The sequence below is a fragment of the Mesorhizobium sp. ORS 3428 genome (assembly GCF_001854785.1).
In the GTDB taxonomy this organism is placed as follows: domain Bacteria; phylum Pseudomonadota; class Alphaproteobacteria; order Rhizobiales; family Rhizobiaceae; genus Mesorhizobium.
This window is the reverse complement of sequence record NZ_MDFL01000057.1, coordinates 129,919-154,939: the sequence shown is the minus strand read 5'-3', so window position 1 is coordinate 154,939 and position 25,021 is coordinate 129,919. Positions and strand designations below refer to the sequence as shown.

Annotated in this window: 27 protein-coding genes; 19 read left to right on the top strand and 8 right to left on the bottom strand. The window is 65.9% G+C overall.

The annotated features are described in order from the left end of the window. The first annotated feature begins 217 nt into the window (after window positions 1–217). On the top strand, window positions 218–1,387 hold the full coding sequence (locus tag ORS3428_RS07505) for an aminotransferase-like domain-containing protein (protein WP_071096118.1): 1,170 nt from the start codon (window positions 218–220) through the stop codon (window positions 1,385–1,387). Window positions 1,388–1,667: 280 nt separating this feature from the next. On the opposite strand, the gene ORS3428_RS07500 is transcribed toward ORS3428_RS07505, so the two are convergent. After that, on the bottom strand, window positions 1,668–2,078 hold the full coding sequence (locus tag ORS3428_RS07500) for a hypothetical protein (RefSeq protein WP_071096116.1): 411 nt from the start codon (window positions 2,076–2,078) through the stop codon (window positions 1,668–1,670). A 195-nt stretch (window positions 2,079–2,273) separates the two neighbouring features. Here ORS3428_RS07500 and ORS3428_RS07495 point away from each other — a divergent pair, with 195 nt between their 5' ends. Beyond that, window positions 2,274–3,068, top strand: coding sequence for a hypothetical protein (locus ORS3428_RS07495; RefSeq protein ID WP_071096019.1), 795 nt, complete (start codon window positions 2,274–2,276; stop codon window positions 3,066–3,068). A gap of 170 nt (window positions 3,069–3,238) precedes the next feature. Beyond that, entirely contained in the window at window positions 3,239–3,787 is a 549-nt protein-coding gene (locus ORS3428_RS07490) for a YbhB/YbcL family Raf kinase inhibitor-like protein (protein WP_071096017.1), read from the top strand. A gap of 122 nt (window positions 3,788–3,909) precedes the next feature. On the opposite strand, the gene yghU is transcribed toward ORS3428_RS07490, so the two are convergent. Beyond that, entirely contained in the window at window positions 3,910–4,779 is an 870-nt protein-coding gene (yghU, locus tag ORS3428_RS07485) for a glutathione-dependent disulfide-bond oxidoreductase (RefSeq protein ID WP_071096015.1), read from the bottom strand. Between the two features lie 227 nt (window positions 4,780–5,006). On the opposite strand from yghU, the gene ORS3428_RS07480 reads away from it, so the two are divergent. Further along, window positions 5,007–5,909 carry a S1C family serine protease gene (locus ORS3428_RS07480; protein WP_071096013.1) on the top strand — a complete coding sequence of 301 codons (903 nt, stop codon included), beginning with the start codon at window positions 5,007–5,009 and terminating at the stop codon, window positions 5,907–5,909. A gap of 13 nt (window positions 5,910–5,922) precedes the next feature. After that, the gene (locus ORS3428_RS07475; RefSeq protein ID WP_071096010.1) at window positions 5,923–6,864 is read left to right on the top strand and encodes a LysR family transcriptional regulator; all 942 of its coding nucleotides are present in this window, start codon (window positions 5,923–5,925) and stop codon (window positions 6,862–6,864) included. Here ORS3428_RS07475 and ORS3428_RS07470 read toward each other — a convergent pair. Continuing rightward, a complete protein-coding gene (locus ORS3428_RS07470; protein WP_071096009.1) occupies window positions 6,815–7,543 on the bottom strand; it encodes an SDR family oxidoreductase in 729 nt (242 codons plus the stop codon). The two genes, ORS3428_RS07475 and ORS3428_RS07470, sit on opposite strands and share 50 nt — an antisense overlap. Before the next feature lie 153 nt (window positions 7,544–7,696). On the opposite strand from ORS3428_RS07470, the gene ORS3428_RS07465 reads away from it, so the two are divergent. The 7 genes from ORS3428_RS07465 to ORS3428_RS07435 all read left to right on the top strand — a co-directional run bounded on the left by ORS3428_RS07465 (window position 7,697) and on the right by ORS3428_RS07435 (window position 14,368). Then, complete coding sequence (locus ORS3428_RS07465; protein ID WP_071096114.1) at window positions 7,697–8,293, top strand: YdeI/OmpD-associated family protein; 597 nt, start codon at window positions 7,697–7,699, stop codon at window positions 8,291–8,293. Between the two features lie 248 nt (window positions 8,294–8,541). Beyond that, complete coding sequence (locus tag ORS3428_RS07460; protein ID WP_071096007.1) at window positions 8,542–9,249, top strand: SDR family NAD(P)-dependent oxidoreductase; 708 nt, start codon at window positions 8,542–8,544, stop codon at window positions 9,247–9,249. A gap of 275 nt (window positions 9,250–9,524) precedes the next feature. After that, complete coding sequence (locus tag ORS3428_RS07455) at window positions 9,525–10,733, top strand: ABC transporter substrate-binding protein (protein ID WP_071096006.1); 1,209 nt, start codon at window positions 9,525–9,527, stop codon at window positions 10,731–10,733. Between the two features lie 2 nt (window positions 10,734–10,735). Beyond that, window positions 10,736–11,530, top strand: a complete 795-nt coding sequence (locus tag ORS3428_RS07450; RefSeq protein WP_071096003.1) for an ABC transporter ATP-binding protein — start codon at window positions 10,736–10,738, stop codon at window positions 11,528–11,530. Continuing rightward, window positions 11,523–12,227: an ABC transporter ATP-binding protein gene (locus tag ORS3428_RS07445; protein WP_071096001.1), complete on the top strand. Its 705-nt coding sequence runs from the start codon at window positions 11,523–11,525 to the stop codon at window positions 12,225–12,227. Before ORS3428_RS07450 ends, ORS3428_RS07445 begins: the two co-directional genes overlap by 8 nt. 271 nt (window positions 12,228–12,498) lie before the next feature. Further along, complete coding sequence (locus ORS3428_RS07440) at window positions 12,499–13,386, top strand: branched-chain amino acid ABC transporter permease (RefSeq protein ID WP_071095999.1); 888 nt, start codon at window positions 12,499–12,501, stop codon at window positions 13,384–13,386. Between the two features lie 43 nt (window positions 13,387–13,429). Further along, a complete protein-coding gene (locus tag ORS3428_RS07435) occupies window positions 13,430–14,368 on the top strand; it encodes a branched-chain amino acid ABC transporter permease (RefSeq protein ID WP_443136845.1) in 939 nt (312 codons plus the stop codon). Between the two features lie 64 nt (window positions 14,369–14,432). Here ORS3428_RS07435 and ORS3428_RS07430 read toward each other — a convergent pair whose 3' ends face one another. Next, window positions 14,433–14,906 (bottom strand): Lrp/AsnC family transcriptional regulator, encoded by a 474-nt coding sequence (locus ORS3428_RS07430; RefSeq protein ID WP_071095994.1) that lies wholly within the window; start codon window positions 14,904–14,906, stop codon window positions 14,433–14,435. Window positions 14,907–15,006: 100 nt separating this feature from the next. Between ORS3428_RS07430 and ORS3428_RS07425 the strand changes: the two genes are divergently transcribed. The 4 genes from ORS3428_RS07425 (at window position 15,007) to ORS3428_RS33625 (ending at window position 20,166) form a co-directional block, all read left to right on the top strand. Further along, window positions 15,007–16,203, top strand: coding sequence for a diaminopropionate ammonia-lyase (locus tag ORS3428_RS07425; protein WP_071096111.1), 1,197 nt, complete (start codon window positions 15,007–15,009; stop codon window positions 16,201–16,203). A gap of 20 nt (window positions 16,204–16,223) precedes the next feature. Beyond that, window positions 16,224–17,384: a M20 aminoacylase family protein gene (locus ORS3428_RS07420; protein ID WP_071095992.1), complete on the top strand. Its 1,161-nt coding sequence runs from the start codon at window positions 16,224–16,226 to the stop codon at window positions 17,382–17,384. A gap of 162 nt (window positions 17,385–17,546) precedes the next feature. Further along, on the top strand, window positions 17,547–19,667 hold the full coding sequence (locus ORS3428_RS07415) for an EAL domain-containing protein (RefSeq protein WP_071095990.1): 2,121 nt from the start codon (window positions 17,547–17,549) through the stop codon (window positions 19,665–19,667). Window positions 19,668–19,770: 103 nt separating this feature from the next. Then, a complete protein-coding gene (locus ORS3428_RS33625) occupies window positions 19,771–20,166 on the top strand; it encodes a hypothetical protein (RefSeq protein WP_071095988.1) in 396 nt (131 codons plus the stop codon). Window positions 20,167–20,378: 212 nt separating this feature from the next. Here ORS3428_RS33625 and ORS3428_RS07405 read toward each other — a convergent pair whose 3' ends face one another. From ORS3428_RS07405 to ORS3428_RS07395, 3 genes are all read right to left on the bottom strand, one after another. Continuing rightward, window positions 20,379–20,699 (bottom strand): plasmid stabilization protein, encoded by a 321-nt coding sequence (locus ORS3428_RS07405; protein WP_071096109.1) that lies wholly within the window; start codon window positions 20,697–20,699, stop codon window positions 20,379–20,381. Window positions 20,700–20,826: 127 nt separating this feature from the next. Continuing rightward, window positions 20,827–21,057: a hypothetical protein gene (locus ORS3428_RS07400; RefSeq protein WP_108723008.1), complete on the bottom strand. Its 231-nt coding sequence runs from the start codon at window positions 21,055–21,057 to the stop codon at window positions 20,827–20,829. Window positions 21,058–21,352: 295 nt separating this feature from the next. Continuing rightward, window positions 21,353–21,931 (bottom strand): hypothetical protein, encoded by a 579-nt coding sequence (locus tag ORS3428_RS07395; protein ID WP_210185684.1) that lies wholly within the window; start codon window positions 21,929–21,931, stop codon window positions 21,353–21,355. Window positions 21,932–22,268: 337 nt separating this feature from the next. On the opposite strand from ORS3428_RS07395, the gene ORS3428_RS07390 reads away from it, so the two are divergent. Both ORS3428_RS07390 and ORS3428_RS07385 read left to right on the top strand, forming a co-directional pair. Next, window positions 22,269–22,502 carry a hypothetical protein gene (locus tag ORS3428_RS07390; protein ID WP_071095983.1) on the top strand — a complete coding sequence of 78 codons (234 nt, stop codon included), beginning with the start codon at window positions 22,269–22,271 and terminating at the stop codon, window positions 22,500–22,502. Window positions 22,503–22,682: 180 nt separating this feature from the next. Then, on the top strand, window positions 22,683–22,979 hold the full coding sequence (locus ORS3428_RS07385; protein ID WP_071095980.1) for a hypothetical protein: 297 nt from the start codon (window positions 22,683–22,685) through the stop codon (window positions 22,977–22,979). A gap of 229 nt (window positions 22,980–23,208) precedes the next feature. Here ORS3428_RS07385 and ORS3428_RS07380 read toward each other — a convergent pair whose 3' ends face one another. Continuing rightward, window positions 23,209–23,397 (bottom strand): hypothetical protein, encoded by a 189-nt coding sequence (locus ORS3428_RS07380; protein ID WP_071095979.1) that lies wholly within the window; start codon window positions 23,395–23,397, stop codon window positions 23,209–23,211. A 560-nt stretch (window positions 23,398–23,957) separates the two neighbouring features. Here ORS3428_RS07380 and ORS3428_RS07375 point away from each other — a divergent pair. Then, window positions 23,958–24,926, top strand: coding sequence for a YihY/virulence factor BrkB family protein (locus ORS3428_RS07375; protein ID WP_083355044.1), 969 nt, complete (start codon window positions 23,958–23,960; stop codon window positions 24,924–24,926). The last annotated feature ends 95 nt before the right edge of the window (window positions 24,927–25,021 follow it).

The following is a 25,021-nucleotide window of genomic DNA, read 5'->3' as shown; positions in this document are numbered from 1 at the left end:
GATCCTTGTGCCTGGTCACGTTTCGGTGAGCGCGCAGGTCCGCGACCGCCGATCCGGCAGGACGGAGGGATTGGCCCGCGCGCGTTCCGCGGCTGGGCTATTCAACTTGGCTAAAAAGCCTGATAATAGGTCAGTCAAGTTGACCTAAATATCAGTTTGCCGCTCGGGAGGCGCGCCCTTGACCCTTTTGAACCTTCTGGCCTCGCGCTCCTCGCGCATGAAGGCCTCGGAGATCCGCGAGCTGTTGAAGCTGCTCGACCAGCCCGACATCATCTCCTTTGCCGGCGGCATTCCGGATCCCTCGCTGTTTCCGGCGCAAGCCATCGGCGATGCCTACCAGGCCGTGCTCGGCGGGGCGGAGGCAGAGGCGGCCCTGCAGTACCAGGTCAGCGAAGGTTTTCTGCCGCTGCGCAAATGGCTGGCCGCCTATATGGGCAGGCTCGGCGTTCAATGCGACGAGGGCAACATCTTCATCACCTCCGGTTCGCAGCAGGCGCTCGACTATCTCGGCAAGCTGTTCCTGTCGCCCGGCGACACGGCCCTGGTCACCTGGCCGACCTATCTCGGCGCGCTGCAGGCCTTCAACGCCTATGAGCCGCGCTACGACCGGCTGACCCCTGCCGGCGGCAACATGACGCCGCAGGCCTATCGCGCCGCAGCGGCCGCAAATGGCGGGCGGGTGAAGTTCGCCTATCTGGTGCCAGATTTCGCCAATCCGACGGGCAACACGCTCGACGTCAAGCAGCGCGAGGCGGTGCTCGACCTCGCCGGCGAACTCGACATCGCCGTCATCGAGGATGCCGCCTATCGCGCGCTGCGCTATGACGGCGAGGCCGTGCCGCCGATCCTGGCGCTCGACTGCGCGCGCTCCGGCGGCATCGACAACGCCCGCACGCTCTATTGCGGCTCGTTCTCGAAGATCCTGTCGCCCGGCATGCGCGTCGGCTGGGTCTGCGCGGCACGCCATGTGGTGGAGAAGCTGGTGCTGATGAAGCAGGCCTCCGACCTGCACAGCCCCTCGATCAACCAGATGGTCATGCACCGCGTCGCCGAGACCATCTTTGACGGCCAGGTGGAGAAGCTGATCGGCGCCTATCGCCGTCGCCGCGACGCGCTGCTTTCCGCGCTGGAAGCCAGCATGCCGCAAGGCATTTCCTGGAGCCGGCCGGACGGCGGCATGTTCGTCTGGCTGACGCTGCCCGAAGGCACTGATGCCACCGAACTCCTGGCGCGTTCGGTCAAGGAGGCGCGCGTCGCCTTCGTGCCGGGAAACGCGTTCTTCGCCGACGGCACCGGCCGCAATACGCTGCGCATGTCCTTCACGCTCGCTGACGACCGCGCGGTGGGCGAGGGCGTGCCGAGGCTGGCGAAGTTGTTGAGGGGTTGATGCTGCCAATCTCCCTCCTTCTTGTGGGGAGATCAGACGTCGCGTCGGCCTTCGCCAATGTCCAACGTAAGGTAGAACGCGCCTATCATCTCATCGCTCGCGCAGGCGTGATTATGGGTCTGGCCTGATCTTCGGCTACAATTACTCTCGATCCAAGACCCCCTGGATCATCTAGCCGCGGGGTCCCACCTTCACGGCCAGAAAAGAAGAGCCCCGACGGCCTCCACCGGCGGGGCTTTTTCTTGGGCTTTCCCGCGGGAGCGGGACGGACCGAACGACGCTATTTGTTGCAGCCCTGCATATTGGAGGTAATGGCGCCGCTGGCCGTGTTGTTATCGGTGTCGTTGCCACCGCTGTCCTTGCAGCGATCCTCCATGCCGCTCGGCTGGGTCGCCTTGATGGAGCCCGTCGTGGTGGTGTCCRTCGACACGGTGCCTGTCGCCGCTAAGCTGCCGGTTACGCTACCCGACGCACCGCCCGTGCCGGCTGACGCGCCACCGGATACGCTGCCCGACGCACCGCCGCTGGCACCGCCCGATACGCTGGCCGGCGCACCACCGGACACGCTGCCCGATACGCCGCCGGACGCGCCGCCCGACGCACTAGCACCGCCACCGACCGATTGCGCCATCGCGGCCGGGGTCGCGAGTGCAACGGTCAGCACGGAAGCTGCGAGGATTTTCTTCATCATGAGGAAGTCTCCTTCGGTTTGCATCGTTGATTTGCGACAAGTTTCCAACGGGGCATTCCGTGCGACGTTCCCGCCTTGCAAGAAATCGTGAAGACCCCATCGCGCCGCTTTTGGGGGCCCGCAGGCCGCGCGGTCGGCCCTTGCCGGGGAGGCCGGGCAAGGTAATGTGCGCCGCAATTCGTGAGAGAGGATGGCATGGTGAGTGATGCATCGCCCCGCGTGACCCTGCTGCTCGGCAGCGCGCCCGATGTCATGCGCTGCACCGGATGGCCGAAGCATGCCTTCGCCGCCATCGTCGCCATCAACAACGCCTGGCGCGTGCGCCCGGACTGGGACGTGCTGGTGCACGCCGGCGATTTCCCGCTCGAACGCATGCCCCAGCCCGATCCGGCGCAGCAGATTTTCAGCGCCGCCCATTACGTGCCGGCGCAGAACACGTTCGGCGGCTTCGTCTATGCCGGCGGCACCATGTCCATGACCGCCGCTTACTGGACCGTCCACAGCCAGCGGCCCGATGCGCTCACCTTCCTCGGCTGCGACATGATCTACGACCGCCCGGGCAACACCCATTTCTATGGCGTCGGCCAGGCCGATCCACTGCGCAACGACGTCACGCTGCAGAGCCTCGAGGCCAAGTCCGCGCGCCTTCTCATCCATGCGCTGCGGCGTGGCACGCTCTGCGTCAACCTGTCGGACCTGCCGCGCAGCCGGCTGGTTTTCCCAAAGCTGTCCTTCGAGGAGGTGAGGGGACTGTCCGCCGCGCGTCTTGCCGCCGTGAAGGCCGATCTGCATGCCGGCATCGATTTCAAGGCGGTGGAAGCGGCCGAGGCCATGGAGCGCGAGCTCGGCTATTTCTACGAGCACGGCATGTACTGGAAGCACCTCGACGAGATCGACGGAACCGATCTCGCCCGCATCGACCGGCTCTGGTTGGCGGCCGTCGCCGATCTGCTGGCCCCGCCGCTGGAGGAATGCAGCGCTGCGGAGTAGGGCGCTTCGACGTTGGAGGTGAGCGAAGGCGACGGCGAGGCAGCCGATCTCCCCCCTTGTTGTGGGGGAGATCGGCAGTTGCGGCCCCGTCAACACGTCACGCAAAGTTGCTCGGTTGCGGCCCGCCTTTCGGCTAGACTTCGGGCAATCCAAGCAGAAGGAGTGCAGCCATGACTTCGCGCCTTTGCATTGCCGCGCTTGTGCTGTTCGGTTTCGCCACCCAGGCCTCCGCTTTCGAAATCTCCAGCCCGTCGGTCTCCAACGGCAAATGGGACGATAAATATCTGGGCGACGAGGCCGGCGGCTGCACCGGCAAGAGCGTCTCGATCGCGCTGACCTGGAAGGATCCGCCGGCCGGAACCAAGAGCTACGCGCTCACCATGTTCGATCCCGACGCCGGCGGCGGCAAGGGTTTCTGGCATTGGCTGGCCTGGAACATTCCGGCAAGCGCGAAGGGCCTGCCGGAAGGCGCCGGCTCCAAGGGCGGCAAGGGCCTGCCCAAGGGCACGGTCCTCGGCACCGGCGGCATCGGCCGCGCCGGCTATTTCGGGCCATGCCCGCCGCCCGGCAGCGGTACGCACCACTACGTCTTCACGCTCTATGCGCTGGGCCAAGCGAAGCTGCGCACCCCGGCCAATCCGTCGCCGGACATGGTCTCGGTCGCCGCCAAGAGCCAGGCGCTCGGCGAGGCGAGCGTGACGTATACCTATGGGAGGTAGCGGGGCGCCCTACCTCCCCCTTGTGGGGAGGTCGGACCGAAGGTCCGGGTGGGGGTCGGCGCCACACCCCCCGCCCCGCTGCTTCGCAGCGACCCTCCCCACAAGGGGGAGGGTAAGGCTTATCACTCCGCCGCTTCCAGCTTGTCCTGCGTCTTCGTCTCGAAGTCGCTGGCGTCGTGGCGTTCGTGGAGCTGGAAGGCCGGGTCGCCGGAGATGCGGTTGACCATGCGGCCGCGCTTCACCGCCGGCCGGGCGTCGATCGCATCGGCCCAGCGTTGCACATGCTTGTATTCATGCACCGAGAGAAACCGGTCGGCATCGTTGTAGCTGCGGCCCTTGGCGAGTCCGCCATACCAGGGCCAGACCGCCATGTCGGCGATCGTATAGTCCGGCCCGGYCAGGTATTCGCTCTCCGCCAGCCGCCGGTCGAGCACATCCATCTGCCGCTTGGTCTCCATGGCGAAGCGGTCGATGGCGTATTCGATCTTTTCCGGCGCATAGGCGTAGAAATGGCCGAAGCCGCCGCCGAGATAGGGCGCCGAGCCCATCTGCCAGAACAGCCAGGAGAAGGTTTCGGCGCGGGCGGCACGATCCGTCGGCAGGAATTCGCCGAACTTTTCCGCCAGGTAGGTGAGGATCGAGCCGGATTCGAAGACGCGCACCGGCTTCGGCTCGCTGCGGTCCAGCAGCGCCGGGATCTTGGAGTTCGGGTTGACCTTGACGAAGCCGCTGCCGAACTGCTCGCCCTCATTGATGYGGATCAGCCAGGCGTCGTATTCGGCGCCCTTGTGGCCGCGCGCCAGAAGCTCCTCCAGCATGATCGTCACCTTCTGGCCGTTGGGAGTGGCCAGCGAATAGAGCTGCAGCGGATGCTTGCCGACCGGCAGTTCCTTCTCATGCGTCGGCCCGGCGACCGGCCGGTTGATCGAAGCGAAGGCRCCGCCACTCGGCTTGTTCCAGGTCCAGACTTTCGGCGGGGTATACTGTTTCATTGCGAGGGCCCTGTGGTTGCGAAGTCTTGGGATATGGGTTCGTTACCATAGACTTAGGTATGGCCGCGCCGGCGTCAAAGGAAAAAGTTCAAATTTCGTTGAACTAATGCTTGTGCCAGTGCGGTGCCTCACCTTCCCGCAAGGGGAGAAGGGGAGTGAGCGCAGCCCTTGCACCGCGTCCCTTTGGCCATACTTATAGAAAAACACCCGCAATCCAGGATCGTCCGATGACCCTTGAAAAAGCCTCCCGCTCCGTCGTCGCCGTGCGCGCCATGGTTCCGGATGACGCCTTCACCGCCAATGCGCTGGGCACGCGCCGCGAAGGCAGCGGCGTGGTGATCCGCGACAACGGGCTGGTGCTTACCATCGGCTATCTGATCACCGAGGCCGAGGAGGTCTGGCTCACCGACCAGGACGGCCGCGTGCTGCCGGCGCATGCGCTCGCCTATGACCAGGAGACCGGGTTCGGCCTGGTGCAGTCGCTGTCGCCGCTCGAACTGCCGGCGGTCGCGCTGGGCGATTCCAGGAAGGCCAATATCGGCGACGCCGTAACACTGGCCGACGGCATCGGCCAGCAGGTCGATGCCCATATCGTCACCAAGCAGGAATTCGCCGGCTATTGGGAATATCTGCTCGACGAGGCGATCTTCACGGCGCCGGCGCATCCGTCCTGGGGCGGGGCCGCGCTGTTCGACAGCGACGGCAAGCTGCTCGGCGTCGGCTCGCTGCGCCTGCAGATGAGCCGCGCCGGCGAGATCGCCGACATCAACATGGTGGTGCCGATCAACCTGCTGACGCCGATCCTCGACGATCTGGTAAAGCGCGGCCAGGTGGGCAGGCCGCCGCGCCCATGGCTCGGCGCCTTCTCGGCCGAGTCGAACGGCATGGTGGTGGTGATGAGCGTCGCCGAAGGCGGTCCCGCGGCAAAGGCGGGCCTGCGCCAGGGCGACATCATCTCCGACGTGCGCGACGGCGAGGTCGACGGTCTCGCCGACTTCTACCGCAAGCTCTGGCAGAACCCGGCTGGCTCCGAGATCCCGCTGCGCGTGGTGCGCGACGGCCGCGAGACCTGGCTGCGCGTAAAATCGGCCGACCGTAACTCCTTCCTCAAGAAGCCACAGCTGCAGTAACGACGCCCGCCCGATGCATCCGAGGCTGCTGAAGACATTTCTGGCGGTCGCGCGTACGCGCAACGCCACGCGTGCGGCGCAAGAGGTCAACCTCGCGCAGTCGAGCGTCAGCGACCAGATCCAGGCGCTGGAGGCGGAACTCGGCACCACCCTGTTCACGCGTTCGCGGCAGGGGCTGGAACTGACGCCGGCGGGCGAGACACTGAAGCCCTATGCCGAGGAGATGCTGTCGCTCGCGGACGAGGCGCGCGGCGCGATCGATGCCGCGGCCGGACAGACGGCCGGCAGTGTCACGATCGGCGCCCTGGAGACGATCGCGTCCGCAAGGCTCGGCGGCTGGCTTGCCGATTTCCAGGCCGTTCATCCCGACATCGACATCAGGCTGAAGATCGCCGGCAGCGGCGAATTGCTGCGCAGACTGGGGGAGGGCGAGATCGACGTCGCCTTCTGCTTCGACCGGCCCGGCGCGAGCGAGCCGGATGAACGCTTCGCCAGGCGCAGCGTCGCGGCCGAGCCGCTGGCGCTGATCGCGCCGCCGGGCGAGAACCACACCGATGTCGATCTGGCGGAGCTTGCCGAAAAACGCTTCGTCGCCACCGAAACCGGATGCGTCTACCGCGCCATGGTCGACAGGGCCTTTGCCGAGGCGGGTTTTGGCGGGCCGAGGCTTGCGGCGGAAGTCGGCAGCATCGACGCCATCGCCGGTCTGGTCGCGGCCGGTGCAGGCTTTGGCATCGTGCCGCGCCTGGCGGTCGCGGCTGCGCTCGATCGCGGCGAGGTCGCTGAACTCAACTGGCCCGGTCCTGTCCGTTCGGCGGACCTCGTCATGATCTGGCGCCGACGGCGCGTCCAGCCCCCGGCGCTGAAGGCGCTGCTTGCAGCGGTAGGCGAGAATTTCGCGGCCGTCAGATCAGCCGGTGCCCACCCTCGACATGCAGCGTCTCTCCCGTCGTGAAGCCGTTGCCCATCAGGAAGCGAAGCGCGTCGGCAATGTCGTCCGGCCGTCCGACCCGCCCCGCCGGCAGGCGCTTGGCCATGGCGGCGAGCGTCTCGTCCTTCGCATCACCGGCCACAAGCTGCCAGATCGGCGTGTCGACCCAGCCGGGCGAGACGGCGTTGACGCGGATCGGCGCCAGCTCGACGGCCAAGGCCCGCACCAGCCCTTCGAGCGCGGCGTTGACAGCGGCGACCACCGCGCCGCGCACCGCCGGCCGGTAGGCGGCGATGCCGGAGACGAACGTGAGCGAGCTATTGGTCGCAAGCTGCGGCGCGCCATGCTTGGCTAAAAGCAGCGGTCCATAAAACTTGCTTTCGACCACCCTTTGCGCCGCTGAAAGCTCGATCTCGGGCAGCAGYCGGTAGGCGCCTTCGATATCGGCTGCCGTGCTGACGATGTGGTCGAGCCGGCCGATGCCCGCAAACAGCGCCGCCACCTCGTCCTCGCGGCTGATGTCGACCRCTGCCGTTTCGAGCGCGGCCGGATTGCCAAGCTGATCGCGCGCGGCGCGCAGCTTCGCTTCGCCGCGCCCGGCGATGATGACAGCGGCGCCTTCGGCGAGGCATCGCCTGGCAAGCGCCAGCCCCATGCCCGAGCTGCCGCCGACGATCAGGATTTTTCTCTTGTCCATGTCCATACCTTCCTTTTCATGGACATTGATGTGGCAGACCGAAGCACCGAGCGGAAACGGAAGAAGCCGATAGTGGTATCGGAGAGTCCGATGGCGAAGGCGATCTCCCCCACCTGGGGGAGATCGGCAGCTTCGGCGCCGCGCAAGGAGGAAGCACCGATGGCCCCGATCAAAGTCGATCCGGACAAAATCCGGGAATTCGCCGATGCCAAGAGCTTTTATGCCTGGCTCACCGACAACCACGCCGGCGAAAGCGAGGTCTGGATCAAGATCCACAAGGTTGGCTCGGGTCTTGCCTCGATCACGCCGAAGGAAGCGATCGACGTCGTGCTTTGCTTCGGCTGGATCGACGCGGTGCGCAAGTCGCTGGATGAGAAGAGTTTTCTGCAGCGCTACACGCCGCGCGGCAAGAAGGGCATCTGGAGCAAGATCAACATCGACAATGTCGCGCGCCTGATCGAGGAGGGTCGCATGACCGAGCACGGCCTCAAGCAGGTCGAGGCGGCCAAGGCTGACGGGCGCTGGGACCGCGCCTATGGCGGATCCAAGGACATGGCCATCCCGCCCGACCTGCAGGCGGCAATCGACGCCGAGCCGAAAGCCAGAGAAATGCTGGCAAAACTCTCAGCCCAGAATCGCTTCGCGCTCRCCTTCCGCACCCACAACATGAAGACCGAGGCCGGGCGCAAGAAAAAGATCGCAAGCTTCGTCGACATGCTGAAGCGCGGCGAGACGATCTACCCGCAGAAGAAGTGAGAGCCATCACTTCTCAGCTTTGCCGCTCCCCGACAATTGGAATTGCCGGCGCTTGGGCACCCCCCTCTGGCCTGCCGGYCATCTCCCCCGCAAGGGGGGAGATCAGCAGCTTTAGCGCCGGCGCTCTTCCTGCGACGTTGGAGATTGGCGAAARCGGAGGCGGCATCCAATCTCCCCCCTTGCGGGGGAGATGTCCGGCAGGCCAGAGGGGGGTGGGCGGGAACTCGGCCTGCAACAGGAGACGCACAATGGCGACCAACACAATTCACTCCAATAAGGTCGCCCTCGTCACCGGCGGCAATCGCGGCATCGGGCTGGAGACCGCCCGCCAGCTCGCCGAACTCGGCTTCACCGTCCTCATCGGCGTGCGCGACCTTGCCAAGGGCGAGGCAGCGGCAAGCAAGCTCAGCGGCAGCGTCGAAGCCGTTGCGCTCGATGTCGCGGCGCCCGACGCGGCAGCCCGCGCCGCGGCGGAAGTGGAGCGCCGCTTCGGCCGGCTCGACGTGCTGATCAACAACGCCGCCATCCACTACGACCCGTCCGCGCGGGCGCTGCGGCCCGACTGGAGCGCGATCCGCGAAGCTTTCGAGACCAATGTCTTCGGCGCCTGGCGAGTGGCGGTCGCGTTCGCACCGCTGCTCAGCGCCTCCGGCCACGGCAGGCTGGTCAATGTCTCGTCGGAAGGCGGCTCGCTTGCTTCGATGGGCGCCGGCGCGCCGGCCTATTCGACCAGCAAGGCGACGCTCAACGCGCTGACCCGCATCCTGGCCGCCGAGCTGCGGGGCGCCGGCGTGCTGGTCAACTCGATCTGTCCCGGCTGGGTGGCGACCGACATGGGCGRCCCCGGCGGCCGGCCCGTCGCGCAAGGGGCTGCCGGCATCGTCTGGGCCGCGACCCTGCCGGATGACGGCCCGACCGGCGGCTTCTTCCGCGACGGCAAAAGCCTGCCGTGGTAAGGGCGTCGCCCCTGATTTGACGAGGCTGGATTACGATCGCTCGGATGACGGGGCGCGCCATAATACGAAAATAGCATTCTCGGCTCGCGAAATGTGATGCTAGGGTCGCCCTGCGTGCGACCCCAGGCACGCGGCGGCATGATCCCGCAAGAGGAGGCCTGCAAGAGGAGGGTTGTCAGGCGGGATCGGGCCCGAAGCCAAAATCCGGACGGAACTGTTGAACCATTGCGAGGCCTGCCGCGTTTCCCGTGGTTGGCCACAGGGAGGAAACACCAGTGAAAGCATCCTATTTCGTCTCAGCCGCGCTGCTTGCGGCAACCGCGTTGCCGGCGGCGGCTGGCCAGATTTCCGACGGCAAGGTCAAGATCGGCATCCTCAACGACCAGTCGGGCGTCTATGCCGATTTCGGCGGCAAATGGTCGGTCGAGGCCGCCAAGATGGCGGTCGAGGATTTCGGCGGCAAGGTGCAGGGCGCACCGATCGAGATCGTCAGCGCCGACCACCAGAACAAGCCGGACATCGCCTCCAACATCGCGCGCCAGTGGTACGACACCCAACAGGTCGATGCGATCATGGAGCTTACCACCTCGTCCGTCGCGCTCGCCGTCCAGGGGCTTTCCAAGGAAAAGAAGAAGATCGACATCGTCACGGGTGCGGCCTCCACCGACCTCACCGGCAAGCAGTGCTCGCCCTATGGCTTCCACTGGGCCTATGACACCCATTCCCAGGCCGTCGGCACCGGCGGCGCGCTGGTGCAGCAGGGCGGCGACAGCTGGTATTTCATCACCGTCGACTACGCCTTCGGCTATTCGCTGAAGGACCAGACCGCCAAGCTCGTCGAGGCGAGCGGCGGCAAGGTGCTGGGTGAGGTGCGCTATCCGCTGGGCTCCACCGACTATTCCTCCTTCCTCCTGCAGGCGCAGTCCTCGGGCGCCAAGATCATCGGGCTGGCCAATGCCGGCCTCGACACCTCCAACTCGATCAAGCAGGCGGCCGAGTTCGGCATCGTCGCCGGCGGCCAGCGGCTGGCGGCGCTTCTCTTCACTCTGGCCGAAGTGCATGGCCTCGGCCTGCAGGCAGCGCAGGGCGTGGTGCTCACCGAAGGCTATTACTGGGACCGCGACGACAAGAGCCGCGAATTCGCCCAACGCTTCTTCAAGCGCACCAACCGCATGCCGAACATGATCCAGGCCGGCACCTATTCGGCGGTGACGCAATATCTCAAGGCCATCGACAAGGCCGGCACCGACGAGACCGAGGCCGTGGCGAAGCAACTGCATGAGATGCCGGTCAACGACGTCTTCACCGCCAACGGCAAGGTGCAGGCCGACGGCTCGATGGTGCACGACATGTATCTCTACCAGGTCAAGAAACCGGAAGAGAGCAAGAAGGACTGGGACTACTACACCTATCTGGCGACCATTCCCGGCGACAAGGCCTTCATGAAGGCCGAGGAAGGCGGTTGCCCGCTCGTCACCAAGTGACAATGCAAACCGCAACGGCCGTTCGGCCGGACGGCACAGAAGAGAAGCCGCGGGTGGTGCTTTCCGCCCGTGGCCTGCGGCGCGACTTCGCCGGCTTCGTCGCGGTGAAGGATGTTGACCTCGACGTCCATCACGGCAAGATCCATGCGCTGATCGGACCGAACGGCGCCGGCAAGACCACCATCTTCAACCTGCTGACGAAATTCCTGCAGCCGACCAGCGGCACGATCGAGCTGCTCGGCACAGACATCACCCGCACGCCGCCTGCCAAAGTGGCGCGCATGGGCCTCGTGCGCTCCTTCCAGATATCGGCGATCTTCCCGCATCTCAGCGTGCTCGACAATGTGCGCGTGGCGCTGCAGCGTCCCGGCGGTCTGGGCTACCAGTTCTGGCGCTCGCTCTCCGCGCTCGACCATCTGACGCCAAGGGCGCGCGAGCTGCTTGCCGTCGTCGGCCTCGACGACGGCGCGCATCGGCTTGCCGGCGACCTCTCCTACGGCAGGAAGCGCGTGCTGGAGATCGCCACCACGCTGGCGCTCGACCCGAAGGTGCTTTTGCTCGACGAGCCGATGGCCGGGATGGGGCATGAGGATGTCGGCATGATCTCCGGCATCATCCGCTCGCTCGCCCGCGACCGCGCCGTGCTGATGGTCGAGCACAACTTGACCGTCGTCGCCGATCTTTGCGACTGGATCACCGTCATGCAGCGCGGCCAGGTGCTCGCCGCCGGCGACTATGAGACCGTCAGCCGGGACGAGCGGGTCAGGGTCGCCTACATGGGGACGGAGCATGAGTGAGCCGCTGCTTTCCGTGCGCGATCTGCACGCCTGGTATGGCGAAGGCCACGCGCTGCATGGCGTCAACCTCGATGTTTCCCGCGGCGAGATGGTTACGCTGCTCGGCCGCAACGGCGTCGGCAAGACGACGACGCTGCGCGCCATCATGGGCCTGATCCGCAAGCGCAGCGGCAGCGTCACCTTCGACGGCAAGGACCTGATGCGCCTGCCGCTGCACCGCGTCGCGCATCAAGGCATCGGTTTCGTGCCGGAGGAGCGCGGCATCTTCGCCACGCTTACCGTCGACGAGAACCTCATCCTGCCGCCGGTGGTGGCCAAGGGCGGCATGAGCGTGGAGGAGATCTTCGAGCTCTTCCCCAACCTCAAGGAGCGCCGCAACAGCCAGGGCACCAAGCTCTCCGGCGGCGAGCAGCAGATGCTGGCCATTGCCCGGATCTTGAGGACCGGCGTCGAGATGCTGCTGCTCGACGAGCCGACCGAAGGCCTGGCGCCGGTCATCGTCCAGCGCATCGGCGAGTTGCTGGCGACGCTGAAGAAGCGCGGCATGACCATCCTTCTTGTCGAGCAGAATTTCCGCTTCGCCGCCAGCATCGCCGACCGTTTCTATCTGATGGACCATGGCAAGGTGGTGGAAGGCTTTGCCGTGGGCGCGCTTTCCGAGCACACCGACAAGCTGCACGAGGTGCTGGGAGTATGATGGGGACAATGGCCGATGGGAGGGCTCTTAGCTATCGGGCGTCGGCGCCGCCCCTCACCTGCCTGCCGGCATCCTCTCCCCGTAAAGGGACGGGGAGAGGAGGGCTCTCATCGCCGCTTTCGCCCAACGTGGTAGGAAGAGCGCCGAGACCGCGATCAGCAACTTCTCCCCGTCACTACACGGGGAGAAGGTGCCGGCAGGCGGATGAGGGGCGGCGCCAACCTCGACAATTGCAGGCGCCGATCTTCACAAGCATCTCGGTGATCGCGCCATGACCATGATCTTCGGCATCCCCATCCAGGCCTTTCTCGGGCAGCTGCTTGTCGGCCTGATCAACGGCTCCTTCTATGCGATGCTGAGCCTCGGCCTCGCCGTTATTTTCGGGCTCTTGCGCATCATCAACTTCGCCCATGGCGCGCTCTACATGTTCGGCGCTTTCATCGGCTACCTGCTGCTGGTGCATGTCGGCATCGGCTACTGGCCRGCGCTGGTCATCGTGCCTTTGGCCGTCGGCCTGTTCGGCGTGGCGGTGGAGCGGGTGGCGCTGTCGCGGCTCTACCGCATCGACCCGCTCTACGGCCTGCTTTTCACCTTCGGGCTGGCGCTGGTGATCGAAGGCGTGTTCCGCTACTACTACGGCGTTTCCGGCAACCCATACGCCGTGCCGGTGCTGCTCGCCGGCGGCACCAATCTGGGCTTCATGTTCCTGCCCAACTATCGCGGCTGGGTGGTGGTGGCCTCGCTCGTCGTCTGCATCGGCACGTGGCTATTGATCGAGAAGACCAGGCTCGGCTCCTATTTGCGCGCCGCGACCGAAAACCCGCAACTGGTGCAGGCCTTCGGCGTCAACGTTCCGCTGCTCCTGACGCTGACCTACGGGCTGGGCGCGGGACTTGCCGGCTTGGCCGGCATCCTCGCCGCGCCCGTCTACCAGGTCAGCCCGCTGATGGGCTCGGACCTGATCATCGTCGTCTTCGCCGTCGTCGTCATCGGCGGCATGGGCTCGATCCTGGGCGCGATCGTCACCGGCTATGTGCTCGGCCTCGCCGAGGGGCTCACCAAGGTCTTCTATCCCGAGGCTTCGAACCTCGTCGTCTTCGTCATTATGGCGGTCGTGCTTCTTTTGCGTCCCGCCGGCCTGTTCGGAAGGGATGCCTGAGATGAGCGGGGCGACCCTTGACCAGGAACGCGCTGCCGCCTCCATGCGGCTGGAAAGGTGGCTCGTGGCGCTGGGCATAGCGGCGCTGGTCGCAGCACCCTTCCTCATCTACCCGATCTTCGTGATGAAGATGCTGTGCTTCGCGCTGTTTGCCTGCGCCTTCAACCTGCTCCTGGGCTACACCGGCCTGCTTTCCTTCGGCCATGCCGCCTTCTTTGGCGGCGCGGCCTATTTCTGCGCCTATGCTGTGAAAGCCTGGGGCTGGCCGCCGGAGGCGGGCATTCTGCTGGGCACCGCCGGCGGGGCCCTGATGGGCCTCGTCATGGGCTTCCTCGCCATCCGCCGGCAGGGCATCTACTTCGCCATGATCACGCTGGCGCTGGCGCAGATGTTCTATTTCTTCTGCGTGCAGGCGCCCTTCACCGAAGGCGAGGACGGCATCCAGGGCGTGCCGCGCGGCCATCTCTTCGGCGTCCTCGACCTCAATGGCGCGATGAATATGTATTTCTTCGTGCTGGCGATCTTCCTGATCGGCGTCTTCGCCATCTGGCGCATCGTCAACTCGCCCTTCGRCATGATCCTGCGCTCGATAAGAGAGAACGAGAACCGCGCCATCTCTCTCGGCTATTCTGTCGGCCGCTACAAGCTCGCCGCCTTCGTCATGTCGGCCGCGCTTGCCGGCCTTGCCGGCGCGGTGAAGGCGATCGTCTTCCAGTTCGCCACCCTCACCGACGTGACCTGGCAGATGTCGGGCGAGGTGATCCTGATGACGCTGCTCGGCGGCATCGGCACCATGGTCGGCCCGGTGGTCGGCGCCGGTCTCGTCGTCGCGCTCGAGAACACGCTCGCCACCTCCGGCTTCCCGGTAACCATCGCCACCGGCCTGATCTTCATGATCTGCGTCTTGATCTTCCGCCGTGGCATCGTCGGGGAGATTTATGCAAGGTGGCTGGGGCTGAAGGCGAGGGGCGGCAGGGGCTGACTTCTGCGGTTGGCGAAAGCGGCGGCGACGTCCGATCTCCCCCACAAGTGGGGAGATTGGCAGCTCATATCACCGGCACCTCCAGCCCCATTTTCACCCGGTCCATGGCGACGAAGGTCCGAAACCGTTTGACGTTGTTGTTCTCGAAGAACAGCCGCCTTGTCAGCGCCTCGTAGTCGGCCATGGTCGCCACGGTGATGACGAGGATGAAGTCGGCCTCGCCGGTCACGTAGTAGCATTGCTGCACCTCCGGCACCGCGGCGAAGCCGCGCTTGGCGGCGTCGATCAGTTYGGCGCGCTCGCTCTCCACCTCGACCTCGACGAAGATCGTGATCGGATGGCCGACCTTGGCCGGGTCGACCAGCGCGACATTGGCGCGGATGACGCCAGCCTCTTCCATGCGCTTGATGCGCCGCTGCACGGCCGGAGCCGACAGATTCACCCTCTCGCCGATCACGCGCTGCGGCGTGGTGTTGTCCTTCTGCAGGATCGAAAGAATGGCGCGGTCGAACGCGTCGAGTTCTGGCGGAACGGTCATCGCGACATCCTGGCGAAACAAACTTGCAATCAGATGGGCAAAACAGAGCGCCTTTCTCGTCTGCCCTGCAATAGATTTCAGCATGCCACAGGAAAACGCCATGATGCTGCTCAACCGCCGTCCCGAACACAACCAACCGCTGGTCGCGGCCGACGCCGCAGCGCTCGGCATTGCCGGAGCGGAGCAGGCCGAGCGGTTCCTGCGGGCGCGCGACAGCCATGCCGAGACGCCGCTGCAGGCCTTGCCGGCGCTCGCCGGTGAGCTCGGCATCGGCGCGCTGCATGTGAAGGACGAGGGCAGGCGCCTTGGCCTAGGCAGCTTCAAGGCGCTGGGCGGCGCATATGCCGTGATCCGCCTGGTGCTGGAGGAGGCCGGCAAGCGGCTCGGCCGCGCCGTCGATGTCGGCGAGATCGCGGACGCAAGAGTGCGCGCCATCGCGGCGCAAATGACCTTCTGCTGCGCCACCGACGGCAATCACGGCCGCTCGGTGGCGCAGGGCGCCGGCCTCGTCGGCGCGCGTTCCGTGGTGTTCGTCCACGCCGGCGTCAGTGGTGAGCGCGTCGCGGCGATCGCCCGCTACGGCGCCGAGATGGTCAGGGTCGAAGGCGGCTACGACCATTCGGTCCGCGAGGCCGCCCGTATCGCCGCCGAGCGCGGTTGGACGGTCGTCTCCGACACCTCATGGCTGGGTTATGAGCGCATTCCCGGCCTGGTGATGCAGGGCTACACGGTGATCGTGCGCGAGGCGCTGCGGCGGCTGCCGGAGCCGCCCACCCATGTCTTCCTGCAGGCGGGCGTCGGTGGCTTCGCGGCGGCCATCGCCGGCCATCTGGCGATCGTGCTCGGCGAGCAGCGTCCCAAGATGGTGGTGGTCGAGCCGGCGAGGGCGGCCTGCATCTACGCCAGCGCCGAGGCCGGACGGCCGGTAAAGATCGCGCATGACCTGCCGACCGTCATGGCGATGCTCGAATGCCACGAGCCGTCGCTGGTTGCCTGGCGCGTGCTGGCGCGTGTCGGCGATGCCTTCATGACGGTCGATGAGGAGGATGCGGTCTCGGTGATGAACCGGCTGGCGCGGCCTGCCGGCAGCGATCCGGCGATCGTCTCCGGCGAAAGCGGCGGCGCCGGGCTCGCCGGCCTGATCCGCGCCGCCGGGGATGGTGATATGCGGGCAGCCCTCGGCCTCGATGTCCGTTCCCGCGTACTGATCATCAACTCCGAGGGCGCCACCGACCCCGGCCGCTATGCCGAACTGGTCGGGATGGCGCCGGACGAAGTGCACATGCAGACTGCGTAAGACAAGGACCTGGGAAGACGATGGCCGAGCTCGCCCAGGAGGAACTGCACCGCGAGATGACGTCGTGGCGGCACGACCTCCACGCCCATCCGGAATTCGGCTTCGAGGAGAAGCGCACCGCCGCTTTCGTGGCGGAAAAGCTCCGCGCCTTCGGGCTGGAGGTTGCAGAAGGCATCGGCGGCACCGGCGTCGTCGGCACATTGAAGCGCGGCACCGGCAACCGCGCGAWTGCGCTGCGCGCCGACATGGACGCACTGCGCATCGCCGAGCAGGGCACGCAAGCCTGGCGCTCGCGGAACCCCGGCACCATGCATGCCTGCGGCCATGACGGCCACACCGCCATGCTGCTCGGCGCTGCGAAGCTGTTGGCCGGCGAGGGCGGTTTCGACGGCACGGTGCGCTTCATCTTCCAGCCGGCCGAGGAATGGGGCAGGGGCGCGCTCGCCATGTTGGAGGACGGGCTCATCGAGCGCTTTCCCTTCGAGGAGATTTTCGGCCTGCACAACATGCCGGGCCTGGGCGTCGGCCGTTTCGAGACGCGCGCCGGGCCGGTCATGTCGGCCGAGGACAATTTCGAGATCGTGCTCAAAGGTCTGGGCGGTCATGCGGCGCGGCCGCATTCCGGCCGCGAGACGCTGGTGGCCGCCTGTGCGCTGGTCGTCAACCTGCAGACCATCGTTGCGCGGCGCTTGAGCCCCGCCGATATCGGCGTCGTCTCGGTCACCGAACTCATCACCGACGGCACCCGCAACGCGCTGCCGGGCCTCGCCCGCATCCTCGGCGACTGCCGCAGCTTCCGCCCGGAGGTGAGCGCCGCGATCGAGAAGGAGATGCGCCGCATCGCCGAGGGAACCGCGCAGGCCTATAATGTCGCTGCGGAAGTCACGTACACGCGCGATTTCGTGCCCTTGATCAACGATGCGGCGCTCGTCGACGAGGCGCTTGCGGCGGCCCGCACCGTTCTGGCCGACGATGCCGTCGGCATCGCGGCGGAGCCGATGACGGCCTCGGAGGATTTCGCCCGCTTCCTGGACGCGGTGCCCGGCTGCTTCGCCTTCCTCGGCAACGGCAACTCCGCGCCGCTGCACAACCCGGCCTACGACTTCAACGACGAAGGCCTGCTCCAGGGCGCCCGCTTCCACGTGGCGATTGTGAGGCGAAGGCTGGCGGTGGATGGTTAGCGATCTCCCCCCTTGTGGGGGAGATGCCCGGCAGGGCAGAGGGGGGCGCTGTCCCGCCGGCCATCTCCCCCCACGAGGGGGAGATTAGCAGCTCCACCCCGGTAACCCTTTCTTCTCAGCTTTCGTGCAGTATTGCTCGAACGGGGGCAGGCAAAACAGGGTATGGYGGACGACAAGACACGCAACGGAAGGTTCTGGGCGCTGGCGCTCGATCGCGCCCAACTCGGTGTCTGGGATTGGAATCTCGCGACCGGCGATTGTTACTATTCGCCGACCTGGTCGCGCATGCTGGGCTATGCGGAAGGCGAACTCGCCAACACGTCCGATCTCTGGCTGACGCTTACCCATCCCGACGACCGGGAGCGGGCGCTGGCGAGCGGCGACCGCCACATCGCTGGCCTCGTCGATTCCATCGAGACGGAACTGCGCCTGAGGCACAAGGACGGCCACTGGGTCTGGGTGCTCGACCGCGGCGGCATCGTCGAGCGCGACGCCGACGGCAAGCCGTTGCGACTGATGGGCGTGCAGACCGACATCACAAAACAGAAGGAGGCCGAGGCCGCGCTGGAGCAGGTCAATGTCCGCTTCCGCCTCGCGCTCGCCGCCAGCGGCACCGGCATCTGGCACTACGATATCGGCACCAACAAGAGCTACTGGGACGCGCGCACCAGGGAAATCTTCGGCCTGGTCAGCGACACCGACGAGGTGACGGCCGGCCTCTGGCACACCTATCTCCACCCGGACGACAAGGAGGCCACCGAGCGAGCGCATCGGCCGCCTCCGGGTTCGGAAAGCGTCACCGCCACGCAGTATCGCATCATCCGGCGCGACGGCGAGGTCCGTCATATCGAGTCGCTGGTGCGCTTCATCGGCGGCGTCGGCTCGGCCGGCCAGATCCTCGGCACCGTGCGCGACATCACCGAGGACAAGAGGCGTGCCGCGGAGCTCGCTTACGCCGCCCATCACGATCCGCTCACCGGGCTGCTGAACCGCGCCGCCTTCGACCGGCTGCTGGCCGAGAAGATCGGCGCCGCGGAGTGCCTGCCGCTCGCCGTGTTCTATGTCGACCTCGATTACTTCAAGGCGCTCAACGACTATGCCGGCCATGCCGCGGGCGACCTCGCGCTGAAGAACGTGGCTGCCGGGATCGTCGCCAGCCTGCCGCCCTCGGCGCATGCCGCGCGCCTGGGCGGCGACGAGTTCGCGCTGCTGGTGCCCAACTGCGAGGATGCCCGCGCCGAGCGGCTGGCACGCGCGGTGCTCGCCGCCGTGCGTCACGTCGATCTCGGCACCGCCGTCACCTCGCGTCGGCTAGCCGCCAGCGTCGGCATCGCCTTCGTGCGCGACCGCAACATCACGGTCGCCGACGCGCTCGCCTGCGCGGACGATGCCTGCTACGCCGCCAAGGCCGGCGGCCGCGATCGCTTCGCGGTGTTCTCGGCCGAGACGGCTTCCGCAGCCGGCGGTCTCAACGCGGCGCGGCTCGCCGCCGACCTGGTCGACGCCATGGAGGACAGCCGGCTGAAGCTCTTCGGGCAGGAAATCCATCGACTTGGCAGGCCCTGGGAAGACAACCGTCACGTAGAGGTGCTGGCGCGGCTCGAAGCGCGCCACGGCAAGCTGATCCCGCCGGGCGAGTTCATGCCGGTGGCCGAACGCTTCGGCCTCGCCGCCCGGCTCGACCGTTGGATCATCCGTACGGCGCTGATGCGCCACGGCAAGGCGATGCGCTCCGGCGCGGTTTCGCTCGACTTCAACCTGTCGGCGCAGACGCTTTCCGATCCGTTGCTTTGGGGCTTTGTCGACGCTGCCATCGCCGAGAGCGGCGCGCCGCCTTCCGGTATCGGCTTCGAGATCACCGAGACCGCCGCCGTCACCAATTTCGACGCCGCCGAGCAATTCGTGCGCAGGGCGCGCGAGCGCCACTGCCGCGTCAGCCTCGACGATTTCGGCGCCGGCATGAGCTCCTTCGAATATCTCAGGCGCTTTCCCATAGATGCCATCAAGATCGACGGTTCCTTCGTCGAGCACATAGCCGACAGCCGTTTCGACCGCGAGATCGTTTCGGCGATCGCCGGCATCGCCCGCAGCATGGGCGCCGCCGTCGTGGCCGAAAAGATCGAGCAAAGGAGCGCGCTGCAGATCCTCACCGGCATGGGCGTCGCCTACGGCCAGGGCTATTTCCTGCACCGGCCGGAATCGCTGGAGGGCATTGTGGCGCGGGCGGTCGATGCGCCGGTGCAGCTCGAAAGGCGGCGACAAGGCTCGCGCGGCAGAAAATAAGCAATCGCTAAAATTGAAATCACGCATTTAACAGCGCTGTAAATCCGGCAAGGCAATGATCCGCCTGGACAAAATGCGGCCCTGCGCCGGATAGGAGCGAACGATGAAGAAACTTCCCTTGCTGGCGGCAACCGCGATCGGCCTGCTCGGCATCATGGCAACAGGGCAATCCTCCGCAACCGAGTTTTCGGACCACGCCAGCCAGGTGACTGCGCCCGTGCCGGACGACGATGACGACCAGGGCGTCACATCTGCCACCGGGGGCGGTCAGGCCGCGGCCGAGAATGACGACAGCGCCGGCGACGAGAATGACGATGCCGTCGATTCCGGTTCGCATCACGGCGACCAGGGTGACGACGAGGGCGATCAAGACAGCGACGACGACGGCGATGGCGGCACGGCCGGCGCCAGCCATGATAGCGGCGGGGCCAGTGGCGGCCATGATGGCGGAGCCGGCGGCGGCCATGATAGCGGCGGCCATGATGGCGGCGACGACTGATCGTCAGGGCTGAACCGGGCCTGCCGAACGCCGGATTGCGCTGCCGGCTGAGGCTGGCCGCTGCCAGCCTGCCTGCCCGAGCGAGCACGACAAGAGCGAGGGGGAAACCGCCTCGATCCGGCCGGACGATCGGTCTCTACGATCCGCTAAGGCCGCGTCGCTGGACCGATCGCCCCTTGCGGGGAGATCGGCACCTCAGTTGCCCGCGCCCGTCAATGATGGGTGTGCTGCGCCGCGTTGCGCTTGCGGGTTGCCGCGGCCTTCTTGGCCGAAGCCGAGCGCTCGGCTGCGGACCGTTCGCCAGAAGCCTTGCCGCCTAGCCGGCCGCCCTTGTGCGCCGCCGGATTGCCGGTATGCCTGCCGCGGCCGGAGCCGCCGGCCTTCTTGCCGCCGGCATCATCCTTGTTGACGGTCGCCCAGGCGCGACGCTCGGCCTCCTCTTCGGAAACGCCGCGCTTCTCGTAGCCCTCGGCGATATGGTCGGCCTTGCGTTCCTGCCTCTCGGTATATTTCGATTTGTCTCCGCGTGRCATTGTTTTCTCCTTCTTTTTCCTTGGCGGTTGGCGGCTGACGCCGCCTCTTTTTTGGATGCGGCCGATTTGGATGCGGCCGAGCAAGCTCAGCCCTCACTGCGCGAGTCTCGAAAACCCGTCGCGATCTTCAGATGTGGCCGAGGCCGGTTCCGGCCTTCTTCATCCTTCGTGCGAGTTTCAGGAGCTTGTGGCGATCATGCCCATGCTTGCCAACCAGCACCCGCGCCTGCCTCGTCGAGAGGTCGCTGTTCTCGGCCAGGAACCGCACGTCGGGATCCTCGCCGCTCCTGGCCGGCAGCCTGCCGGACGAGGGCGAATTGCCGGCCCCCGGACGGTTCGGAAGCTCCTTCCTGTCCATCATCTTCTCCTTCGCTACTGGACCAACCCTCAGGCATGCGACTTGTTCCCTTGGCCGCGGGCCAATGCATGTCGCCCAAAGCGTGCCCTGGCGTGACCCCGGGGTGCGCGGCGCTTTTGGGAGAACGACACGCGTCAAAACAACGGCTTTGCGTGTCGCCTGAATCCGTTTCAGCGCACGACGCGCTTTGGCTGTCGGCGCATCCGGCGCCGAGGATCAGCGGCGCGTTTTTCTCGAGCACGGATTTCCAGGGAAGGCGCTCGGCAGCGCCGCTGGTGGGCGTCGGGCGGCTCCGCTATTTCGAGCGCTGTTCCTGCTCGCGCCGCGCGGCCTCCTTCTTGCGGCGCAGCACCTCATCGGTTCCGACGATTTCCTTCGACCCGCCGGTGATGGCGGTGGAGACGACCGCCGGCGGATCGCTCGCCGGGAAGGTGTCCTCCAGACCGGACTGCAGTTGCTCTTCCAACGTTTCCGCAATCTCCGAGCGCCCTTGCGCGCGGCGGTCGTCGATTTCTTCAACATCGTGCTTGGCGTCGGGAAGTTCGCGCACATTGCGCAGCGTCGACACCACAAGCTCGACCGCGAACTCCTTCATCGCCTCGCCATGCGGCGCGGCCACGTCCGTTTCCTCGATCAGGCGCAGGAGCGAGGCCTCGAGCTTGTCCAGTTCCCTCATGCCCTGTTGGCGCGCCAGCCTCTGGGCCAACGAATGGATCAGCAGCGGAGCAAAGGTCGAATAGGCATGCATGCGTGCCTCGTCGATGTGCTCGGGGTGAAGTCTGTGCACAGACATTGGCGCCTCCGTCGAAACGTCCTGCTGGCGGCGAACCACCGGATGTTTTTGAGGAACCAGTGGAAGCTGCAGAAGTTCCAATTATGGGAGCAACCCGGCTTGAGGCCGCCCTGCGGCCGGCTTCGGGCACGCTCGCGGTCGGACCATGACAGCAGGACCGCCCTAGGCCGCTGCGCGCGCGCGGGCCACGGTCGCAGTGGTTCCTACGACTGAAGTCCGAGCCGCCCACGCATTGGGCCTGCGGCGGCAACCAAACCGCGCGCATCGAGTTGGTGAGCGGTCGTCGATAGACCCCCCCTCTATCGCCGGCTTTTGGGTGCCCGTCGGTTCCGCGTAAAAGGCGGGCACCCAAAACCGTCGGAACCAAAACAACCGAAAAAGGAAGCCGCATTGCCGGTTTCGAAAGCGAGACGACGTTTTGACTTTTATCAGTGCAAAGCCCGACCTGCGGGAAATCGAAAACCGACCCGCCAACGACAATCATTTCTCTGCTGTCGCCACCACATCGATCCTCGACTGCATCCAGGACGATGAAGACGTCGCCGACATTGCAAGGCGCGCCGAGCGTCTTGGCAATGCCGTGGTCATCGTGATGGCGCTCTGCCTGATCGTTGCGCCGGCTATCTATCTCACCCTGGCTTACGGGATCTGATCCAGGCAATTCCAGGAAAACTGCGCGGCGATTCCGTAAGGATATCGCGTGAAGATAATTGATCGGCTCAGYGCCGCAGAGCGGTGCTGGCCCAGTGCGCTTGCCGTCGCGCGGCCGCACGACGGCAGCCTTTTCTATTGGCATGCGTTGTCCTCCCGAAGGGACCTAGAGGAGGATCCCATGCAGARAATTCTTTTCACAGCGGCCGCCATTCTGATGTCGGCGCTGCCGGCGGTGGCCCAGACTGCCGATCAGCCGAAGGACCAGCAGCTCAAGGACTGCCAGGCAAGGCCCGACACCAACGACCAGCAGCAGCAAAAGCAGAAGTCGCAGGCGGAAACGAATGAGCTGTCGGCGACGCTCGACACTTGCGGCGGCGTGCTGAAGCCACCGCCCACCGGTGACAAGAACGCCACCCTGCCGCCGGCCGACAACAGCCCGATGCCGATCATCAAGCCGCCGCAAACGGCGAAATAGAGCAATTCCAGGAAAAGTGTGAAGCGGCTTTCCGTCCGGAATTGCGTCAAACGAAACAAAGCAATTCCAGGAAAAGTGTGAAGCGGTTTTCCGTCCGGAATTGCGCCAGGCAAGGAGATGCAACGGTCCTGCGTTTCCGAGAAAGGATGAACGGGCCTGGAAACCGGCTGGGAACTCGCTCGCCTCGACAGGTGAATTTGTCCGCCAGTCRCACTGGCCGGAAAGCTGGTCAGCCCTGCGGCTTCTCGCCGGACGCCGCCTTGCCGCCCGCCGCGTCCTGCGCCTCGCGCATCAGCCGCAGCGCCTCTTCCTGGGTCAGGCCGCACTTGCGGGCAAAGTAGGCCGCCTCATACGCCTCCGCGGGAGAGGTCGCTGTGACAGCGGTCTGGACGGATCTGGTCTTCTTCTTCTTGGCCATCGGCTTCCCCGTGCCATGAATCGCTTAGTCAGCTAATGTAGGGCCTTTGTTTGATAATGCAAAAATTGATTATTATGCCGATGGGGCACACGGGTCGCACGACGTCGGGTCGTTTCACACGGTGACCCCGCCAGGGCTGCCGCCGCGGTCGGCGAAAACAGCGTGGCCGGATCCTTGCCGGATCGTCTTGCCGGAACTTTTGCGGGGTGTGCGAGTTTCCGGAGCGTAGCTTCCGGAAATTTCGTGCTACTTCCCCGAAATTGCAGCCCCGGTTCTCCCGACCGGGGCTTTTTTCATCTCGGCTCAGAGCCGGTGCCTGCCGCCGCCGCGCTGCGGAACCATCCCGACCGCGACGGGTTGTGCTCAGGCGGGCCGCGTCAGCCGGACGTGGTGGCAAAGAGAACAGGGTTGGTTTCTCCGGCTTCACGCCCTGGCCAACGAAACGGCAGCCGAGCTCTTGTCCCACCCGGCCCGCTCCAATCCCCCGGACTAGGGCGATGTATTTGCAAGACGTCCGGTATCGGGACCGCGGCTGCCGTTCGAAACAGACGGTGAAGGTCATGCGGCGCTGGTTGCGAGAAGCCTGGGTTCTGCTAAAGGAAAGCATCACCGGCTATGTCGCCGACAATGCGCTGAGCCATGGCGCGGCGATGGCCWTCTACGCGACGACCTCGCTGGCGCCGATCCTGCTGATCGTCGTGGCGGTCGCCGGGCTCGTTGTCGGTCACGACGCCGCCCGGCTCGCGCTCTCTGCCGAAATATCCGGCGCGATGGGCGCGCAGAGCGCCGACCTGCTCAAGGCAACGATCGAGAGCGCCTCGCGCCGGTTGTCGGGTACGATTGCTACGCTCGTCGGGCTAGTCACGCTGTTTGTCACCGCCTCCGGTGTCTTCGGCGAGATGCAGCAGTCGCTGAACCAGATCTGGAAAGTCGAGCGAGGCGCTATGTCGCTCTCTCGCCTGGTGCGGGCGAGGGCGGCAAGTCTCGGCTTGGTAGGCGCGCTGGGCTTCATGCTGCTAGTCTCGCTCGCCGCAAGCACCGCGATCTCGGCGCTGGCTGAGTTCCTCAACCAGCGCCTGCCGTTTGGCGAACTGATTGTGAGCTCCGTCAACACCATCGTCTCCTTCGCGCTGATCGCGCTGCTCTTCGCCGCGATCTACAAGGTCCTTCCGGACCGCAGCCTCAAATGGCGCGACGTCGCCGTCGGCTCCCTGGTCACCGCGCTCCTGTTCACCATCGGCAAGTCCCTGATCGGCTGGTACATCGGCACCAGCGCCATCGCGACCTCCTATGGCGCAGCCGGCGCGCTGATGGTGATCCTGCTCTGGGTCTACTACTCGGCCCAGATCTTTCTCTTCGGCGCCGAGATCACCCGCGCCTATTCGGTGAGGCGGGGCAGCCGGAAGGACCTCGCTTCCGGGGTGGCGACCGGTAACAAGGCGCCGCATGGCCGGGTAGCCAAACTCCCACGAGATGGCCACCAGCAGCGCTCACGGCAAAGCCATCGCGGCAAAAGCCGCAGCGCCTGAATTCGTTTCGATGCGACGCGCCCTGGYGAATTCAAGAGCTTCGCGGCCRTCGGAACAATTCCGGCATTGCCCTGTTGGCTCCTCAGTGACCGAGA